Annotated in this window: 10 protein-coding genes; 5 read left to right on the forward strand and 5 right to left on the reverse strand. The window is 73.8% G+C overall.

Features of this window, described 5'->3' with window-relative positions:
- Positions 1-2: 2 nt before the first annotated feature.
- Both ACZ6S4_RS29450 and ACZ6S4_RS29455 read left to right on the forward strand, forming a co-directional pair.
- Positions 3-401: a DUF6232 family protein gene (locus ACZ6S4_RS29450; RefSeq protein WP_465478022.1), complete on the forward strand. Its 399-nt coding sequence runs from the start codon at positions 3-5 to the stop codon at positions 399-401.
- A 70-nt stretch (positions 402-471) separates the two neighbouring features.
- Positions 472-1146, forward strand: a complete 675-nt coding sequence (locus tag ACZ6S4_RS29455; RefSeq protein WP_465478023.1) for an MBL fold metallo-hydrolase — start codon at positions 472-474, stop codon at positions 1144-1146.
- Positions 1147-1212: 66 nt separating this feature from the next.
- On the opposite strand, the gene ACZ6S4_RS29460 is transcribed toward ACZ6S4_RS29455, so the two are convergent.
- The 3 genes from ACZ6S4_RS29460 to ACZ6S4_RS29470 form a co-directional block, all read right to left on the reverse strand.
- A complete protein-coding gene (locus ACZ6S4_RS29460) occupies positions 1213-3459 on the reverse strand; it encodes an MMPL family transporter (RefSeq protein WP_465478024.1) in 2247 nt (748 codons plus the stop codon).
- 222 nt (positions 3460-3681) lie between these two features.
- On the reverse strand, positions 3682-4722 hold the full coding sequence (locus tag ACZ6S4_RS29465) for an LLM class flavin-dependent oxidoreductase (protein ID WP_465478025.1): 1041 nt from the start codon (positions 4720-4722) through the stop codon (positions 3682-3684).
- 47 nt (positions 4723-4769) lie between these two features.
- On the reverse strand, positions 4770-5345 hold the full coding sequence (locus ACZ6S4_RS29470; RefSeq protein ID WP_465478026.1) for a TetR/AcrR family transcriptional regulator: 576 nt from the start codon (positions 5343-5345) through the stop codon (positions 4770-4772).
- 77 nt (positions 5346-5422) lie between these two features.
- On the opposite strand from ACZ6S4_RS29470, the gene ACZ6S4_RS29475 reads away from it, so the two are divergent.
- Positions 5423-6547, forward strand: coding sequence for an alkane 1-monooxygenase (locus ACZ6S4_RS29475; RefSeq protein WP_465478027.1), 1125 nt, complete (start codon positions 5423-5425; stop codon positions 6545-6547).
- On the opposite strand, the gene ACZ6S4_RS29480 is transcribed toward ACZ6S4_RS29475, so the two are convergent.
- Together ACZ6S4_RS29480 and ACZ6S4_RS29485 are read right to left on the reverse strand one after the other, a co-directional pair.
- On the reverse strand, positions 6540-7367 hold the full coding sequence (locus tag ACZ6S4_RS29480) for a GNAT family N-acetyltransferase (RefSeq protein WP_465478028.1): 828 nt from the start codon (positions 7365-7367) through the stop codon (positions 6540-6542). The genes ACZ6S4_RS29475 and ACZ6S4_RS29480 overlap by 8 nt on opposite strands.
- A 38-nt stretch (positions 7368-7405) precedes the next feature.
- The gene (locus tag ACZ6S4_RS29485) at positions 7406-11827 is read right to left on the reverse strand and encodes a CHAT domain-containing protein (RefSeq protein WP_465478029.1); all 4422 of its coding nucleotides are present in this window, start codon (positions 11825-11827) and stop codon (positions 7406-7408) included.
- A 95-nt stretch (positions 11828-11922) separates the two neighbouring features.
- Between ACZ6S4_RS29485 and ACZ6S4_RS29490 the strand changes: the two genes are divergently transcribed.
- Both ACZ6S4_RS29490 and ACZ6S4_RS29495 read left to right on the forward strand, forming a co-directional pair.
- A complete protein-coding gene (locus ACZ6S4_RS29490; RefSeq protein ID WP_465478030.1) occupies positions 11923-14157 on the forward strand; it encodes a CATRA conflict system CASPASE/TPR repeat-associated protein in 2235 nt (744 codons plus the stop codon).
- Positions 14150-17041 (forward strand): CHAT domain-containing protein, encoded by a 2892-nt coding sequence (locus ACZ6S4_RS29495; protein ID WP_465478031.1) that lies wholly within the window; start codon positions 14150-14152, stop codon positions 17039-17041. Before ACZ6S4_RS29490 ends, ACZ6S4_RS29495 begins: the two co-directional genes overlap by 8 nt.
- The last annotated feature ends 9 nt before the right edge of the window (positions 17042-17050 follow it).

Genomic DNA, 17050 nt, shown 5'->3' on the forward strand with positions numbered 1-17050 from the left:
ATGTGCGCACCTACTACCGCGGGCCCGACGCCGCCGTCACCGACGAGCTGTTCATCTGGCAGGCGGGGACGACGAAGGCCTTCGTGGTGGCCGAACTGCGCCAGGTCGCCCGGGTGCGCCAGGACGGCGGCCGGATCGGCCGGGTGGTCGCGGCGGTCCTGCTCGCCGTCGCCGGCGCCGGCTGGGCGCGACTCGCGATGCCGGGCCGATGGTACGTCGCGATCGGCGCACTTCTGGCGGCCTTGGCACTGGCGGGCTGGCCGTCGCACACCCGGTCCTGGGCGCTGCGGGCGGCGTACCGCGGTGACGCCGAGGTGACCGTCTACAGTTCGGCCGACCCCCGCGTGTTCAACCAGGTGAGCCGGGCGCTGCAACGCGCGATCGAGGACGCCCGCCACTGACGCGGGCCGTTTTCGTCCGGTGGCCGGGTCGTGGCGGCCCGGCGGGGCGGCCGGGTGCGAAGATCATCGGATGCGTGAAGTGGTCGACGGGGTCTTCGAGGTCGGTATCGGGTACGTCAACGTGCATCTGGTGGTGACCGACGACGGGGTTGTGCTCGTCGACACCGGCCTGCCGCGCCGGTCCGCGAAGATCGCCCAGGTGCTGCACGGGATGCGCCGTTCGATCGGTGACGTGCGGACGGTGCTTCTCACCCATCACCACCCCGACCACTCCGGCGGGCTCGCCGAGGTGCGCCGCCGGTCCGGTGCGCGGATCGTCGCCCACCAGGCCGACGTGCCCTACGTGACCGGCGCCGAGCGGGCCGTGTACAGCCATCCGCTGCTGAAGCTCTCCTCGCTGATGATGGGCACTCCCGAGCCCGCCCCGGTCGACGACGTCGTCACCGCCGACGGCTACTCGCCGCTGACCGGTTTCACCGCCGTGCACACGCCCGGTCACACCGCCGGGCACCTGTCCTTCCTGCTCGACCGCTCCGGCGGCATCCTCTTCGCCGGGGACGCCGCCGCCGGCAAGCGGGGCGGCCGCGTCGGCAGCACGCCCAAGATGGTCACGGCCGATCTCGACGAGCAGGCCAGGAGCGTCGCCAAGCTGGCCGGGCTGGAGTTCGAGCACGCGGTCTTCGGGCACGGGCGGGCCATCTCCGGCCGGGCGGTGGACCGCTTCCGCGATTTCGTCGCCGCCTGATCCACCGGTAACGCACAGCGCGCCGGCCGGAACCCCGTGGCTTCCGGCCGGCGCTTGTCGGGTTGGTCAGCGGGCGCCGATCAGCTCCGGGGTCTGCTCGTCCTGCGCCGGGGTGTCACCGGTCGCCGGTCCGCCGGCCGAGTGCCGGCCGCGTCCCCGCAGCAGGCGCGGCGCCCACCAGTTGGCCGGGCCGAGCAGCGTCATCAGCGACGGCAGCACGACCGCCCGGATCAGCGTCGCGTCGAGCAGGATCGCCGCGGCCAGGCCGACGCCGAGCTGCTTCATGTCGATGGTGGACAGTGTCGCGAAGATCGAGAAGACCGCGACCATCACGATGGCGGCGCTGGTGACCACGCCCGCCGAGCCGGTGATGCCCTCGGCCACCGCCTCGCGGTTGGGCACCCCGCGCAGCACCGCCTCACGGATCCGGCTCACCACGAAGACGTGGTAGTCCATCGACAGTCCGAACAGCACCACGAACAGGAACAGCGGCAGCCAGGTGACGATGGCGCCCATCGAGGTGAAGCCCAGCACGCCCTCGGCCCAGGTGTTCTGGAAGACCAGCACCAGCAGGCCGTACGCGGCGCCGGCGGAGAGCAGGTTGAGCAGGATGGAGGTCAGCGCCACCACCACCGAGCGGAACGTCCACGCCATCACCAGGAACGTCAGCAGCAGCACGAAGCCGACGACGACGGGCAGCTTGTTCCACACGTGGGCGGCGTAGTCCTCGCTCTCGGCGACGCCGCCGCCGACCGCGTACGAGGCACCGCCCAGCCCGCCCAGCGCGGCCGGGACCAGGGTCTCCCGCAGCCGGTGCAGTGACTGTTCGGCCTCGTTGCTGCGCGAGGAGAACGGTGTGGCGATCTCCAGCACGGTCACCCGGGAGTCCGGGGAGACCTCGATCTCCGGTCCGGCCTGCTCCGGCGCGGCGAACAGCCGGTCACCGCGGGCGCTCGCGGCCAGCTGGGTGAGGGCCGCCTTGACCGCGGGCGCCTGCTCGGCGGAGGCCTGCACGGCCACGAGGTGGGTGGTGCCGTTGCTCGGGTACGCGGCCGCCAGCCGGTCGTACGCCTGCATCGCCGGCGTGGTGCGCGGCAGGTCCTCGGTGCCGGGGAACTTGAGCTGCATGCCGAGCGCGGGTGCGGCCAGGGCGAGCAGCAGCCCGACGCTGATCAGCAGGGTCGGCAGCGGGCGGCGCAGGGCCGGGCGCAGCACCAGCGACCAGAAGCGGCTGGGCCGCACGACGCCGTCGGCTCCGGTGCGGCGGGCGGTGAGGCGCCACAGCAGCGGCACCCGCGGCCGGTCGACCCAGCGGCCCAGCTTGGCCAGCAGCGCGGGCAGCACGGTCAGCGACCCGATCACCGCGACGGCGACCACCAGGATGGAACCCACGGCCAGCGAGGAGAAGATGGCGTCCTGGGCCAGGAACAGCCCGGCCATGGCGATGACGACGGCCGTACCGGAGACGACGACCGCGTGCCCGGAGGTCTCCGCGGCGATCTCCACCGCGTCGACGTGGCCGCGGCCCTTGGCGCGTTCCTCCCGTTCACGGCGGACGTAGAACAGCGAGTAGTCGATGCCGACCGCCATGCCGATGAGCAGGATGACGCTGGAGGTGGAGTCGTTGGACGGCACCAGGTGTGAGGCCAAGGTCGACAAGCCGATCGCGGCGGCCACCGAGGACAGGGCCAGCAGCACCGGGATGCCGGCGGCGATCAGCGCGCCGAACGCGACGATGAGGATGGCCAGGGTCACCGGCAGGCTGAGGATCTCGGCCCGCTTGAAGTCGGCCCCCAGCGTGTCGTCGAGGGCCTTGTTGATGGAGGGCCCGCCGACCTGCTCGACACGCAGGGCCGGGTGTTGCTCCTGGACCCGCGCGGTGGCCGTACGCAATGGCTCCACCCGCTCGGAGGCGGTCTCCGGGTCACCGCTCATGGTGATCGGCAGCAGCAGCGCGGTGCCGTCGACGGCCTTGACCGGCTCGCCGACCTCCGCGACGCCCGGGACAGTCCGCAGCTGAGCCGCCGCGGCGGTGGCCGCGGCTCCGGCGGCCTTCTGGTCGAGCGGGCCGGACCGGGACGTGATCAGGACATTGTCGACGGCCGGCTCGTCGGGGAACTTGCCCCCCTCGATCATCACGCCGGCGCGTCCTGACTCGCCGACGGCCTGATCCTGTGCCGTGGCTTCCTGCAGGCCGGCCGCGTTGCCCCCGACGAAGCAGACCGCGACGAACACGACCCACAGCGCCACCGCCCGCCATGGGTGCTCGGCACTCCACCGTGCCACCCGAACCGTCACCGGTCGCTTGCTCATCGCTGGTTCCCCCTGCGTCGATTCCTGTGTCGAACCTGAACCTAGGCAGAGGGGGAGCTGGGAACATCCGGGTCGGACCCGCGCCGGACCCGGAGCCGGCCCGGTGCCCGGCTCGGGTCGCGGCGGGCGGCAGGAATGCGGCGAATCGGCGGTACCGGACGCCGGTCGGGGTCAGGGCTCAGTCCGGGGGAGGAGCCGGCCGCCGGTGACCCGGAGGCGGCCTCAGGGTTTGCCCGGGGCCACGGGCTGCGCCGGGGACCAGCCGATGGCCGGGGCGATGTGTCGGGTAATTGTCTCCAGGATCCGGGCGTTGTAGGCGACTCCGAGCTGGTTGGGCACGGTGAACAGCACGGTGTCGGCCGCCTGGACGGCCGCGTCGGCCGCGAGCTCATCGGCGATGCGGTCGGGCTCCCCGGCGTACGTGCGCCCGAAGCGCGACCGCACCCCTTCCAGCAGACCCACCTGGTCGTCGTGGGCCTGCTCGCCGAAGTAGATCCGGTCGATCTCCTCGGTGATCGGCAGCACGCTGCGCGAGACGGACACCCGCGGCTCCCAGTCGTGGCCCTGCTCGCGCCACGCCTGCCGGTACAGCTCGATCTGCTCGGCCTGAAGCTGGTCGAACGGCACCCCGGTGTCCTCGGACAGCAAGGTGGAGCTCTGCAGGTTCATCCCGGCGCGGGCGGCCCACTGGGCGGTGGCCCGGGTGCCCGAGCCCCACCAGATCCGCCGGCGCAGACCCGGTGACTGCGGCTGCACGGCCAGGCCACCGCTGAAGCCGGTGCGGGACGGGTCGGTCCGGGCCACCTTGGCGCCGTCGATCGCGGCCAGGAAGACCTCGGTCTTCTGCCGGGCGGCGTCCGCGGCGTTCTGCCCCTCGGCCGGCCGGTAACCGAACACCTCGGCGCCGCGCAGCACGGTCTCCGGCGATCCCCGGCTCACGCCCAGCTGGAGCCGGCCGCCGCTGATCAGGTCGGCCGCCGCGGCCTCCTCGGCCATGTAGAGCGGGTTCTCGTAGCGCATGTCGATGACGCCGGTGCCGATCTCGATCCGCGACGTCCGCGCGCCGATCGCCGCCAGCAGCGGGAACGGCGAGGCGAGCTGCCGTTCGAAGTGGTGCACCCGGACGAACGCGCCGTCCACGCCCAGCTCCTCGGCCGCCTCGGCCAGCTCGATGGTCTGCAGCAGGGCGTCGGCACCGCTGCGGGTCTGCGACCCGGACGCGTCCCGCCAGTGCCCGAAGGACAGGAAACCGATCTTCTTCACCCCGGTGCGAACCACTCGTGGCGGCGCCGGATTCCCGGCCCGGGCGGTCAGCGCAGCAGCCGGACCAGGGTGTCGGCCAGCACGGCGGCCGTCTGCTCGGCCGGGGCGGACGGCAGCACGACGTGGCTGAGCACCAGCCGGACGATGGACTCGGCGGCAGCGGCCACGGTGCCCTCGCCGGCCTCGGGGACGTGCGCGGACGCCCAGTCCCGGACCACCGCGCTCGCCGTCGTCAGCACCAGCTCGGAGCGGGTCGTCAGGTAGGGCAGCAGACCGTCGTCGCCCTCCGTACCGGTCAGGATGGCCTTGACCAGGGGGTTGTCGGCGGCTTCGGTGAGGGTACGCAGGATGGCGGCTTCGCCGGCGGCCCGGATGTCGCCGCCGTGGGCGAGCAGCTCAGCCTGGACCGCGTCGACGAACCGGCTCACTTCACGAGCGGTCAGGGCCTCGGCCACCCCGGCCTTGTTACCGAACTCGTTGTAGACGGTCTGCCGGCTCACCCCGACCGCGTCGGCGACGTCGGCCATCTTCACCGCCGCCCAGCCCTGCGACACGGCGGCCGCGCGGGCGGCGTCCACGATCGCCTCGCGCAGCTGCCGGCTCTTCTCCTCGCGGTAACTCATCACGGCAGATCTTAGACGCGACGCACAGCCCTGTCCAAAATATTGACACGAGCATGTCCCGTGTAAAGGATGACGGCATGGTCCCCATCGTCACCGCCCCCGCCTGGCGGGACACCAAGCGCCCGCTGTGGCCGCTCGCCCTGGTGATTCCCGCGCTGCCGTTCGTCTCGCTCGCCGTGGCCGCCCGCTGGGACACCGGCTGGGCCTGGCTGCTCACCCCGGTCGTCGTCTTCGGCCTGATCCCCGCCATCGACCTGCTCATCGGCGAGGACCGGGCCAACCCGCCCGAGGACCTGGTGCCGGCTCTGCAACGCTCGCCCTACTACCGCTGGATCACCTACCTCTATCTGCCCGCCCAGTACGCCGCGCTGATCGTGGCCTGCGCCGTCTGGACGCGGGGCCCGAGCCTCGCCGGCGGCGTCGGGCTGGTGCTGACCATCGGCATCGTCAACGGCGTGGCCATCAACACGGCTCACGAGCTGGGCCACAAGCGCGAGCACGTGGAACGCTGGCTCTCCAAGATCGCCCTGGCGCCGACCGGCTACGGCCACTTCTTCGTCGAGCACAACCGGGGACACCACGTGCGCGTCGCCACCCCGGAGGACCCGGCGAGTTCACGGCTCGGGGAGAGCTTCTGGCGGTTCTGGCCGCGTACGGTGCTGGGCAGCCTGCGCTCGGCGTGGCGGTTGGAGACCCAGCGCTTCCGGATCCGCTCCCGCAGTCCGTGGACGCCGCGCAATGACGTCCTCAACGCGTGGGCGATGACGGTGGTGCTGGTCGTCGCGCTCACCGTCGCGTACGGCCCGGGCGTCCTGCCGTTCCTGCTCGCCCAGGCCGTCGTGGGCTTCTCGTTGCTGGAGGCGGTCAACTACCTGGAGCACTACGGCCTGCGCCGGCAGCTCAACCCGGCCGGGCGCTACGAGAAGGTCGACCCGCGGCACAGCTGGAACAGCGACCGCCTGGTCACCAACGTGTTCCTGTTCCAGTTGCAGCGCCACAGCGACCACCACGCCAACCCGTTGCGCCGCTACCAGGTGCTGCGCAGCTTCGACGTGTCCCCGCAGCTGCCGGCGGGCTACGCCACGATGCTGGTCGCCGCGCTGGTGCCCCCGGTGTGGCGGCGCCTGATGGACCACCGGGTCCTCGCCCACTACGGCGGCGACGCGAGCCTGGCCAACACCGGCCCGGGCCCGGTCAGGTGAGCGCGTAGTAGTCCTCGGTGATCACCGGCTGGAAGCCCAGGGAGGTGTAGAGGTTCAGCGCCCGGTCGTTGTCGGTGGCCACCTCCAGGTGGACGACAGCCGCGCCGCCGGCCCGGGCCGTACGGCACATGCGGTGCAGCACGTCCCGCCCGATGCCGCGTCCCTGGAGGTCGGGGTGGACGACAAAGCCGTAGATCCCGGCCCGGTCGCTTTCCCGATTCACCCGGGCGGTGCCGACCACGCGGCCGTCCCGTTCGACCACGAGGGCATTCGGGTCGTGGCCGGCGGACTCCGGCGGCTCCCACCCGAAGCCCAGGCGCAGCAGCTCCCGCACGGCGTCCATGTCGGCAGGAGATGCCGGGCGGACGGTGACCCGCGGATCGGCCGGCACCTCGGCCGGCGCATCGAGCAACTGGAGAGCATGCTCGCAATGGTCGAGGCTGCCGCCCCGGCGCTGCACGAGCGACCGTCCCGCCGCCGAGTGCCGGGGCACGACCAGCAGCACCGCTCCGGGCTTGCGCTGCCGGCACAGCTCCAGCGCGGCGTCCAGCAGCGCGGTGCCGATGCCCTGGCGCCGCGCGGCGGGATCGACCATGCCGGCCAGTTCGACGGTGGGCGCGCTGTGCGTGTAGAGGCCCAGGAAGCCGAGCAGCCGGTCGCCGTCCCACCACAGCACGTCCTCGACGTCCTGCCCGGAGCGGTGGCGCAACGTGTTCCACTCCAGCTTGAGCCGGCCGCCGTCGGCCGCGACGACCCGGCGTTCCAGGTCCTCGATGGCACTGAGAGCTGCCGGGGACAGCCCGCGAGACAGGTCGATCACGCTGCAACCCCATCACGCCGGTCAACCGGATTTCGTCGTCACGATCCGGAGTGGACGTGGGTCGCCCACAGCGCCGGCCGGTCCGGGTAACGGCGGCGCAGCTCGCGGACCGCGTGATGCAGGGCTACGGGCGCGGCGTCCGCCGTACCGGCTGCGGCGATGCCGTCGTACACCGGGCCGGCGACCCGGGCAGCGACAGCATCCGGTACCGGCCAGAGGGTGCCGATCACGTGCCGGTAGCCGGCCAGCTGGAACGCGGACGCCAGGTGGATCGCCTCGTCGGCCAGGGCTTCGCCGGCGTTGGCGGTTGAGCAGGCGGAGAGGAACGCGAGCTCACCGGTGAGTCGCAGCCGGGTCACGTCGAGCACGCTCAGCGGCCGCGCCCGGCCGTCGGTGACCTCCAGCGCGGCGGCCGACGGGTGCCGCGGGTCGGGGTTGGTGGCGTGGCAGGCGAAATGGACCCGGGCGTGCCGCGGCAGCTCCGCGAGGATCCGGTCGCGGTGCGCGTCGGCCGGTGCCAGGACTGTCGTCCCGGCCGGCCGCAGCCCCGCGATCCGCGCGGTCTCCGCCTCCGATCCGGGCAGGTCCGACCCACCACGGGTACGCGGCATCGGCACCACCAGCGTCGATGCGTCCCCGTCCGGCTGGGCCCCGTCCCGGCGCGCGTACGCGAGCGCCCGAACCGTCGGGGTGGAGGACGACACCACCCGGTCCAGGACTGTGCGGTGCCCGCCCGGTTCAGGCCGTCCGGCGGCGTGCAGTGGCAGCAGGCCCAGCACGCCGGTCGCCGCCCACCACAGTCGCGGCCAGCCGTGCACCGGGGCGCCGGTGATGCCGAGCTCCGTGAGCACCGGTTCGGCGACGTGGTCCCACAGCCAGGCCAGGACCGTCCTGGTCACCTCGTGCGCCGCGGCGCGGATCGCCTGGTGGTACTCCCGGGTCAGCCGGGCCACCGCGTACGCGCTGACGGCCGGCAACGGCACGGACCGGATCTCCCGCGAGGTCACCAGCAGGGCGTACGAGCCGAGATCGCTGACGCAGACCATCACCACCACGCCCGGCCCGCTCTGCCGGCGCAGACCGGCAACGCTCGACGGGTACAGGAAGTCGCGGAAGCCCGGCAGCCGGCGGATCGCCGCGATGGTCGTGTCGAGCTCGCGGACCTGGGTGCGGCGCACCGCCACCAGACGGGCCACGTCGGCCGGGCCCGGCCGGGCCGCCGGATCGGGCCGGGGCTCGGAGTCGACGGCGGCCCGGAGGTCCTCGTACCGGCCGGCCAGCTCGGGATGGCGACGCCGCAGCTCGGTCAGGTCGGTCCGCGAGTCCAGCAGCCGGGCGAGCAACGTGGCGCGTCCGCTCTCCAGCAGGACGGCCGCCGTGCCGGGCCGGTCCAGCTCCGCCGCGCAGGCCGCCGCGTCGGAGGCGATGCCGGCGAACTGTGCGAGCTGGTCCTCCTGGCTCGTCCGGTCCAGCTCCGGCGCGGACACCGCCACCAGGTCCCGCACCGCGGCCGTCAGCCCGCGCAGGCCTTCGCGCGGATCACCGGCCCGGGCGGCGAGCCGTCCCCAGGCGGCGGCCGCCCGGACCCGCATCGAGGGCGTGGCGGTGCGCACCCGGGCGGCCGACCGGAACGCGGCCACAGCCTCCCCGACACCGGCCTTGTCCATCGTCGGCCCGTGGTAGGTCTCCAGAGCGTCGCCCAGGGCGTACCAGGCGACGGCCCGGTCGGGGTGACCGTCCGGCAGGAGGTCCAGGGCCCGCCGGGCCGCGGCGATCGCCTCCCGCAGCGCCTCCGCATCGCCGGTGCGCTCGTGCAGGCTCTCCACCGTGACGCTCAGGTTAACCAGGCGGGTGGCCAGGTCCGGATGATCCACCGGCGTCAGCTCGACCGCCCGGCGCAGGTGCGCGGCCGCCTCGGCCAGCGCCGGGACGCCGGCTCCCGCCGTGTAGGTCAGGTGCAGGGCGGCTGCCAGACCGTCGAGGAACATCGGCCGTTGCTGGTGGCCTTCCGGGATGGCGGCGAGCGCGGACCGCGCGGCATCGACCGCCTCGGCCAGTACGGCCGGATCACGATGGCAGGCGAAGTGGGCCTGGAGAGCATTGTTCAGTCCGTGGAACGCCATGGCTTGCCCGGCCTCGCGGCCGGCCCCGGGCGCCGCGGTGGCCGAGCGGGCCACTTCCACCGCGGCGTCGAGGCCGGCTCGTGAGCCCGTACGGCCGAAGTGGGCCTGGAGCGCGGCGCTCAGGTTGAGCAGATAGCGGGCGCGGTCGCGCTGCCCGGCGCCGGTCGCCTCCACCGCCCGCCGCTGGGCGTCGATCGCGGCTTCCAGGTCGGCCAGCGAGCCCGCCCGCACGTAGCGGTCCTGCAGCACGTTGCCCAGGTTCGACAGGTAACCGGCCAGCCCCGGATGCCCGGGCGGCGCGGACGCCACCGCCTCGCGCGCCCGCCGCACGGCTTCACCGGTGAGGTCCCGGTCGCCGGTGCGGTCGGCGAGGTCGGCCAGGGCCAGCCCCAGATTGCTCAGGTAGCCCGGCCGGTCGGGGTGGCCGTCCGGGGTGAGCCGGACCGCCTGCCGGGCCCGCTCGACCGCCTCGGTGAGATCGGCCAGGTCGTCCGCGGCTGAGCACCGCGCCCGCAACGCCAGCGACAGATTGGACAGCACCCCGGGCCGGGCGATGTCCTCCGGCGGAGTTGCCGCGAGCGCCGTCCGCGCGGCGTCGACGGCGTCGGTGATGTCCTGGGGCCGGGCGTACCGCTGGTACCGGGTGAGCAGGGCCAGGCCCAGGTTGGTGGCGGCCGGACCCCGGCTGTGCGGCCAGTCGGCTGCGGCCCGTACCGCTCGGCGACCGGCTGTCACCGCCTCGTCGAGGTCGGTCGCCGACCCGGTGTGCTCGGCCCGGGCGAGCAGCGCGGCACTGAGATTGGACCAGTACACCCGCTGGTCGGGATGGCCCGATCCGGAGCCGTCGACGGCCTGCCGGGCGGTCTCCACAGCCCGGTGCAGCCCCGCCGTCGCGTCGGACCACTCGGCGGAGGTCCGCTGGGCGACACTGACCGTGGACAGCAGGGCGGGCAGGTCCGCGTGGTCGCCCGATGTCCGGTCGATGGTGTCCTCGGCCAGCCGCAGCGCCGCGGTCAGCGCCTCGGCCCGGAGCTCGCCGTGGTCGGCCAGGGTCAGCAGAGCGTCGAGCAGGCTCGACACGGCGGTGGGCCGGTCAGGGCTGCCCGGCGGCAACCGGGCGACGACCGTTTCGCACAGTGACACCGCCCGGCGCAGGCCGGCCAGGTCGCCGAGCCTGCCCTGTGCCTTCAACCCCAGGGCGAGATTCGGTGCCAGCGCGGTGAACGTGCCGGCCGGGCCGGCCTCCTCGACCATGCCGAACGCCGCCAGCGCCGCCGTCAGCCGGGCCGGATCGGCCGAGCGTTCGTAGTCCGCGAACAGCATCACGCCGAGGTTGGTGTGCACCGCCGGGAACAGCGAGGACCCGTTCGGGATGAGCGTGGCCGCCTCCTCGACGGCGGCCACGGCGTCGTCGAGCAGCCGGGACTCGCCGGTCAGTTCATAGCCGGTGCGCAGGGCGGAAGCCAGGTTGGACAGCCGCAGCGCCCGCGTCGGGGTGCCGGCCGCCCGTTCGACGGCGGCCCGGTGGGCGTCGGCGGACTCCCGGGCTGCGTCGGCGTCCCCGCAGCGGTCGGCGCGGTCGCGCAGGAGCAGCCCGAGCGTGGCGAACGTGGTGCCGTCCTCATCGGACCCGGTGGCCCGGCGGGCGATGGCGATCGCGCGGTCGAGCTGGTCCAGCTCGCCGGTGGCCTCGAAGCGGGAGCCGAGGATCAGCGCGTGGTTGGACAGCAGGTCCGCCGAGGCGGCCTCGAGTGACACCGCCGTGCACACGACGTCCGCCTCGGTGAGCAGGTGGAGGTCACCGGTCTGCTCGTAGGCGTGCAGCAAGCCGCCGGCCAGGTTCGTCGCGACGACCGCCCGGCGGCGATCGCCGGGCGGGAGAGCGGTCAGGGCCAGCCGCAGCAGCAAGGTCCCGGACAACCGCTGCGGCCCCGGTACGTCCACAGCAACGTCGACCCAGGCCGCGGGGGAGCGCAACTCCTCGGCCGTCTCCGCGTCATCAGTGATCAGTGACAGCACCCGTTGCTCCCGGCCGCACAGGACGGCGCAGGCGATGGCGGTCACCGGATCGATGTACCCGTCGCCCTCCTCGGAGCCGGCCGATGCCCGGCACAGGTAGAAGTCTCCGACGACGGTCAGCACCTCGCGCAGCGACGCCTCGTCCACCGCGATCGGCGGGCCCAGTGTGTGACGCACGAGCGTCGCGGCCGCCTCGACCAGCGGAAAAGCCAGCACCGCCGCGCGATCCCCGGTGTCGGTGTAGCGCTGCACGGCCTCCCGGAGAAGCACGACAAGCTGCTGGAGAGCTGCCGCGTCCGGCTGGTCGCCATCGTCCATGCCGGGACGGTACCGCCGCCGGGCGCAGGGTTCGCTTCTCGGACGGGTGAATGAGGACGGTCGCGGACGGCCCATCGTGGATACAGTGCGGGGCGATGGAACCGGTAGAACCGTCGCGTGAGCCCGCACCGATCGATCCGGTGGACCGGCAGGATGCCCGGCAGGCCCTGGCTGACCTGCCCCGGTGGTCGCTGACCGGGTCGCAGTGGGCCGAGGTCGGCGAAACGCTGGAGGAGATGCTCTCGGCCCTGGCCGAGGCCGACGGCGTCGACTTCGCCGCGGCGACGGCGGAGCTCGAGGCGCTGAGCCCGTTGCGGGTCGTCCCGATCGAACCGGGGGCGGACCTGGTCGGGCCGGTGCCCAAGTCGTTGCGGTTGCGGCTGCTGCGGCTCGTACACCTGCTCGACGGATCCGGCCCACCGCCCGGTCCACCGCCCGCCGTGCGCTCCGCGGCGCCGCCGCCGGCGGGTGACGCTGCGCCGCAGCGGCAGGAACTGGTGGTGCACGTCTTCGCACCGCTGGACGGTCCCTGGTCGGAGCCCGCCTACCAGCAACTTCTCGCCCTGTGGGCGGACGCCGCCGAGCGCTCGCGGGCGACCGCGGCGATCGGCGATCTGCCGCTCGATCCGCCCGCGGCTGGCCCGCTCGTGCCCCGCACGCAGACCATCGCGGCCCGGCAGCGTCCCGACCGGCTCGTGCAGGCGATCCTGCGACGGGAACAGGACGCGCTGATTCTGTCGATCGCCTGGTCCGCCGGGGCGGACGGGCCGGGCTGGGACGGTCCGGACGCCCATTGGTCGGCGATCGCCGCTCGGGGCACCGACCTGATGCTCGGAGTCGTCCGGATCTTCCTCGGGACGTATCCGGATGCCGACGAGGAGCCGCCGTCCGCCCCCGGTGAACTGTGGACCGGCGGCCGGGCCCGGCTCGGCCCATGTTCCGTCTGGGAGCTGCCGCCGTTCGACGACGCGGGCCGGGCGGAACGGCGGTTGCTGATCCTGGCGCCGCCCCGCGACGAGTCCCACCTCAGCCTGCTCGCCTGGTCACGGGGCGACACGGCGGTCACCCCGTTCCTGCGGTATCTGCTGGACGCGGCCGCGTACCGCTATCAGCTGCGCGTGCACCAGGCGGTCGCGGCTGAGATCCTGACCGGTGACGAGCGGGCCCTGGCCGTCACGCAGACGTTGCTGCGGGACCTGCGGCTCACCGTGGAGATCGCCCGGTCGAACATGACCCAGACCTTGGTCGCCCTGGACCGCGCCGGTTCCGCGGACGTGCTGTTCGATGACGACCTCGAGACCGCGGGCTGGGCGGAGAGGCGGCTCGACGACGACATCACCTATCTGGAGAACGCCCGCGAGCGCGCCCGGCTGACCGGTCCGGCTCGTGGCTCGGCCGGCCCGCCGACCTTCGGGCTGGTCACGGCGATGGAGGAAGAGTTCGCCGCGATGCGGACGATGATCGACGACGCGGAGGTCGTGACGGTCGCGGGCGACTCCGGGACCTATGTCCGCGGGACCATCCCCAGCATCCTGCCCGGACTCCCGCACCAAGTGGTGCTGACGCTGCTCGGCCGCACCGCCACCAGCGCAGCCGCGGCCGGGGCCACCCATCTGGTGCGCAGCTTCGAGTCCGTGGACCAGGTGCTGATGGTCGGCATCGCCGCCGGCATCCCCTTTCCCGAGCACCCTGAGCGGCACGTCAGGCTGGGCGACATCGCGGTCTCCACCTGGGGTGTCGCCGAGTACGACCACGTCGTCGACCGGCCCGAAGGCACCACCCCGCGGCAGAGCTTCCCCCGGCCGTCCCCGCTGCTCGAGCAGCGGGCCAGGATGCTGCGCGCCGAGGAGCACCGGGGAATCCGGCCCTGGATGCCGCACCTCGCACGCCTGATCGCGGAATTGCCGCACTTCGCCCGTCCGGATCCGTCCACCGACGTGCTGTACGCCGGCGATGACGAAGACGCCGAGCCGGTGGAGCACCCGGTGAGCGCGGATCGACTCCCGGGCCTGCCGAAGGTTCACCTGGGACGGATCGGCTCCGGCGACCGGTCGGTCCGCAACGCGGAGCTGCGGAACAAGCTCGCGCAGGCCTACGACATCATCGCGCTGGAGATGGAGGGCTCCGGGATCGGCACGGCGAGCTTCGCCGGCGGACGGAGCTGGCTGGTCGTGCGGGGCATCAGCGACTACGCCGACCGGCGCATGACCCTGGCCTGGCGGTTCTCCGCAGCCGCGGCCGCCGCCGCGTACACCCGGGCGTTGCTGGAGAGCTGCCCGCCCGTCGAACCGCACGGCGGGCGGACCGGCGGGGAGCCTCCCGGTGCCTGACGACCCCGGTGTTGCGGCGCGTCGAGCCTGGGGTGACGACGAGGGGATCGCCCTGCTCGAAGAACTGGCCGGTGAGGTAGATGCACCGGCCACAGCCTTCGCGGACCTCGGCGCCGCCTGGTACGGGCGCTACGACCGTACCGGTGATCTGATGTCGATGGCCCGCGCCGAGCTGACGCTGCGGGAAGCCCTGCGCCGGCAGGCCCCGGCGCCCGCGCCGGCGCTGTGGCTGTCGAACCTCGGGATGGTGCTGGTCCGGCGGGCCGAGCGCTTCCGCGACGCGACCGTGCTCGACGAGGCCGTCACGCTGCTGCGCGAAGCCACCGAGGCCGACCCCGGACGGTTCGCCGGCCACGCCAACCTCGGCCTCGCGCTGCTGCGCCGGATCGAGAACCGCCGCGACCTGTCATCGCTGGACGAGGCGCTGGCCGCGCACCGGGCGGCACTCGAGCTCACCGACGATCCGGGCCGGCGCGCGAGCGTGCTGGCCAACCTCGCGAACACCCATCAGGCCGCCTTCGAACAGACAGGCGACGCCGGGCAGCTGGACGCCGCGGTCCAGCACCACCGGGCCGCGGTCGAGACCGTGCCGGAGAACGACTCCGCGCTGCCCGGCTGCTGTGCCGGTCTGGCCCGGGTCCTGGTCGACCGGTCGATGGCTACGGGTGACCACGAGGTGCTGCTGGAATCGCTGCGGCTGCTGGACCGGGCCCTGTCCGGCACCCCGGAGGACGACCCCGACCGGCCGCTGTACCTCGCCCAGCAGGCGATCGCCTACCGGGTCGCGTTCGCGCGCACGGGCGACACCGGTGCCCTCGACGCCGCCGTCGCGCGCTGGCGGGAGGCTCTGCGGCTGCTCCCGGACGACCACGCCGACCGGCTGGTCCACCGGGCCAACCTCGCCACCGCGCTGCGCAACAAGTTCGAGTTCGGCGGTGACGCCGTGGCCCTCGACGAGTCGGTGAAGCTGCTGCGTGCGGTCGTACGGGAAACGGCAGCCGACGACCCGGAGCTGACCGACCACCGGGCCGCGCTGGCCAACAGCCTGCACCGCGGCGGCGTCGCGGCGGCCGACCCGGCGATGCTGCGCGAAGCGGCGGATCTGCTGCACCTCGCCGAGCAGGCATCGACCGGCTCACCGTTACGCCTGGCCCGGCATCGGGCCAACCGGGGATCCGTGCTGCTGGCGACCGCCCAGCTCACCGGCGCCGAGGAGGATCTGCACGCGGCCCGCGAGGTGCTGACCGAGGTCCTCGACCGGGCCGGGCCGGACGAGCCGGTGCTGGCCGAGGCCCTGCGCAACCTGGCCGCCGTCCACCAGTTGCTCGGTGACCAGCCGGCAGCGGTCGCCGCCTTCCGGCGGCTGATCGGCACCGCGCCGGCGCCGGTCCTGTCCCGGGCGCTCGCGGCCCAGCAGCTCGGGCACCTCCTGGCCCGGGACGGTGACGCGCAAGGCGCGCTCGCCGCGTTCGGTACGGCGGTGAGCCTGCTGGACCTCGTCGCCTGGGTCGGGCTCGGCCGCGACGACCAGGAACGTCTCCTGGCCCAGTTCGGCGGCCTGGCCTCCGCCGCTGCCGCCTGCGCGCTGTCGCTCGGCCAGCCGGACGCCGCCGTCGAGGTTCTGGAACAGGGCCGGGGAGTGCTCTACGCCCAGGCCCTGAGCCTTCGCTCCGGCGCCGACGTGGCCCGGGAACGCGCGCCCGAGCTGACCGAGCGGCTCACCGCCCTGCACGCGCTGCTCGACCCGGCCGCTCCCCAGGCGGGGCGGGTGCCGTGGAGCCGCCAGGAGGCCGCCGTCGCCCGGGACCGCCTGATCGACGAGATCCGCGAGGTCGACCGGACCTTCCTGCGCCCACCGGGCCTCGCCGCGTTGCGTGACCTGGTGGGGGAGCGGTGCGTCGCGATCGTCAACGTCAGCTCGTACCGGTGCGACGCGATCCTGCTGACCGGGGGCCGTACGCATGTCGTACCCCTGACCGGGCTGGACCTCGACGACGTCCGGGCGCACGCCCGGTCCCTCCTCGCGGAACCCGCGGCGGCCCTGACCGGCTTGCTGCCCTGGCTGTGGGACACCACCGTCGGCCCGATCCTCGACCACATGACCGAGCTGGGTCTCGTCCCGGACGGCGATACCCCGAGCGTGTGGTGGCTGCCGACCGGGCCGATGTCCTACCTGCCGCTGCACGCGGCGGCCCTGCACCGGGTGGTGAGCTCGTACACGCCGACGCTGCGGGCCCTCGATGCCGGCGACGCCGTACCCGGCGGTCGGGCCGTGGTGGTCGCGATGCCGGAGACCGCCGGATACCCCGCTCTGCCCCGGGCTCTCCCGGAAAGCGAGGCGGTGCGGGACATTCTCGGCCCGGAGACGATCGTCGTGTCCCGCGGCGAGGCCACCCGGTTGCGGGTCGCCGGGCTGCTGCGGGAGGCGTCCGTGGTCCATTTCGCCTGCCACGCCACCACGGACCATCAGCGCCCCTCCGACAGCCACCTGGTGCTCGCCGACGGCCGGCTGCGCGTCCGGGACCTGATCGCCCTCCGGCCACCCGCAGGCGGCCGGACGTTGGCGTACCTGTCGGCCTGCTCCACAGCGACCACCGGCGCCCGGCTGCCGGACGAGAACATCCACCTCGCCTCCGCGCTGCGGCTGGCCGGTTTCGCCGGCGTCGTGGCCACCCTCTGGCCGGTGCCCGACATCGTGGCCGCCCGCGCCACCACCGCCACCTTCGGTGCGCTCAGCAGCCTCACCACGCCCGAGGCTGTCCACGCCTGCGCCCGGCAGCTCCACGACCGGTACCGGCAACGCCCCGCGATGTGGGCCGGCCTCGTTCATGTCGGTCCGGGCGGGACCGGCATCGGCGGCATGGTTCGCCCGAAGCAGGGGTAACCGCAAGCC

The sequence above is a fragment of the Actinoplanes sp. NPDC051405 genome, assembly GCF_055586185.1.

Excerpts from the sequence above, each read along its gene's own strand:
- ACZ6S4_RS29455 (WP_465478023.1), top strand. The coding sequence starts at position 472 with ATGCGTGAAGTGGTCGACGGGGTCTTCGAGGTCGGTATCGGGTACGTC.
- ACZ6S4_RS29490 (WP_465478030.1), top strand. The coding sequence starts at position 11,923 with ATGGAACCGGTAGAACCGTCGCGTGAGCCCGCACCGATCGATCCGGTG.
- ACZ6S4_RS29475 (WP_465478027.1), top strand. The coding sequence starts at position 5,423 with ATGGTCCCCATCGTCACCGCCCCCGCCTGGCGGGACACCAAGCGCCCG.
- ACZ6S4_RS29485 (WP_465478029.1), bottom strand. The coding sequence starts at position 11,827 with ATGGACGATGGCGACCAGCCGGACGCGGCAGCTCTCCAGCAGCTTGTC.
- ACZ6S4_RS29460 (WP_465478024.1), bottom strand. The coding sequence starts at position 3,459 with ATGAGCAAGCGACCGGTGACGGTTCGGGTGGCACGGTGGAGTGCCGAG.
- ACZ6S4_RS29470 (WP_465478026.1), bottom strand. The coding sequence starts at position 5,345 with ATGAGTTACCGCGAGGAGAAGAGCCGGCAGCTGCGCGAGGCGATCGTG.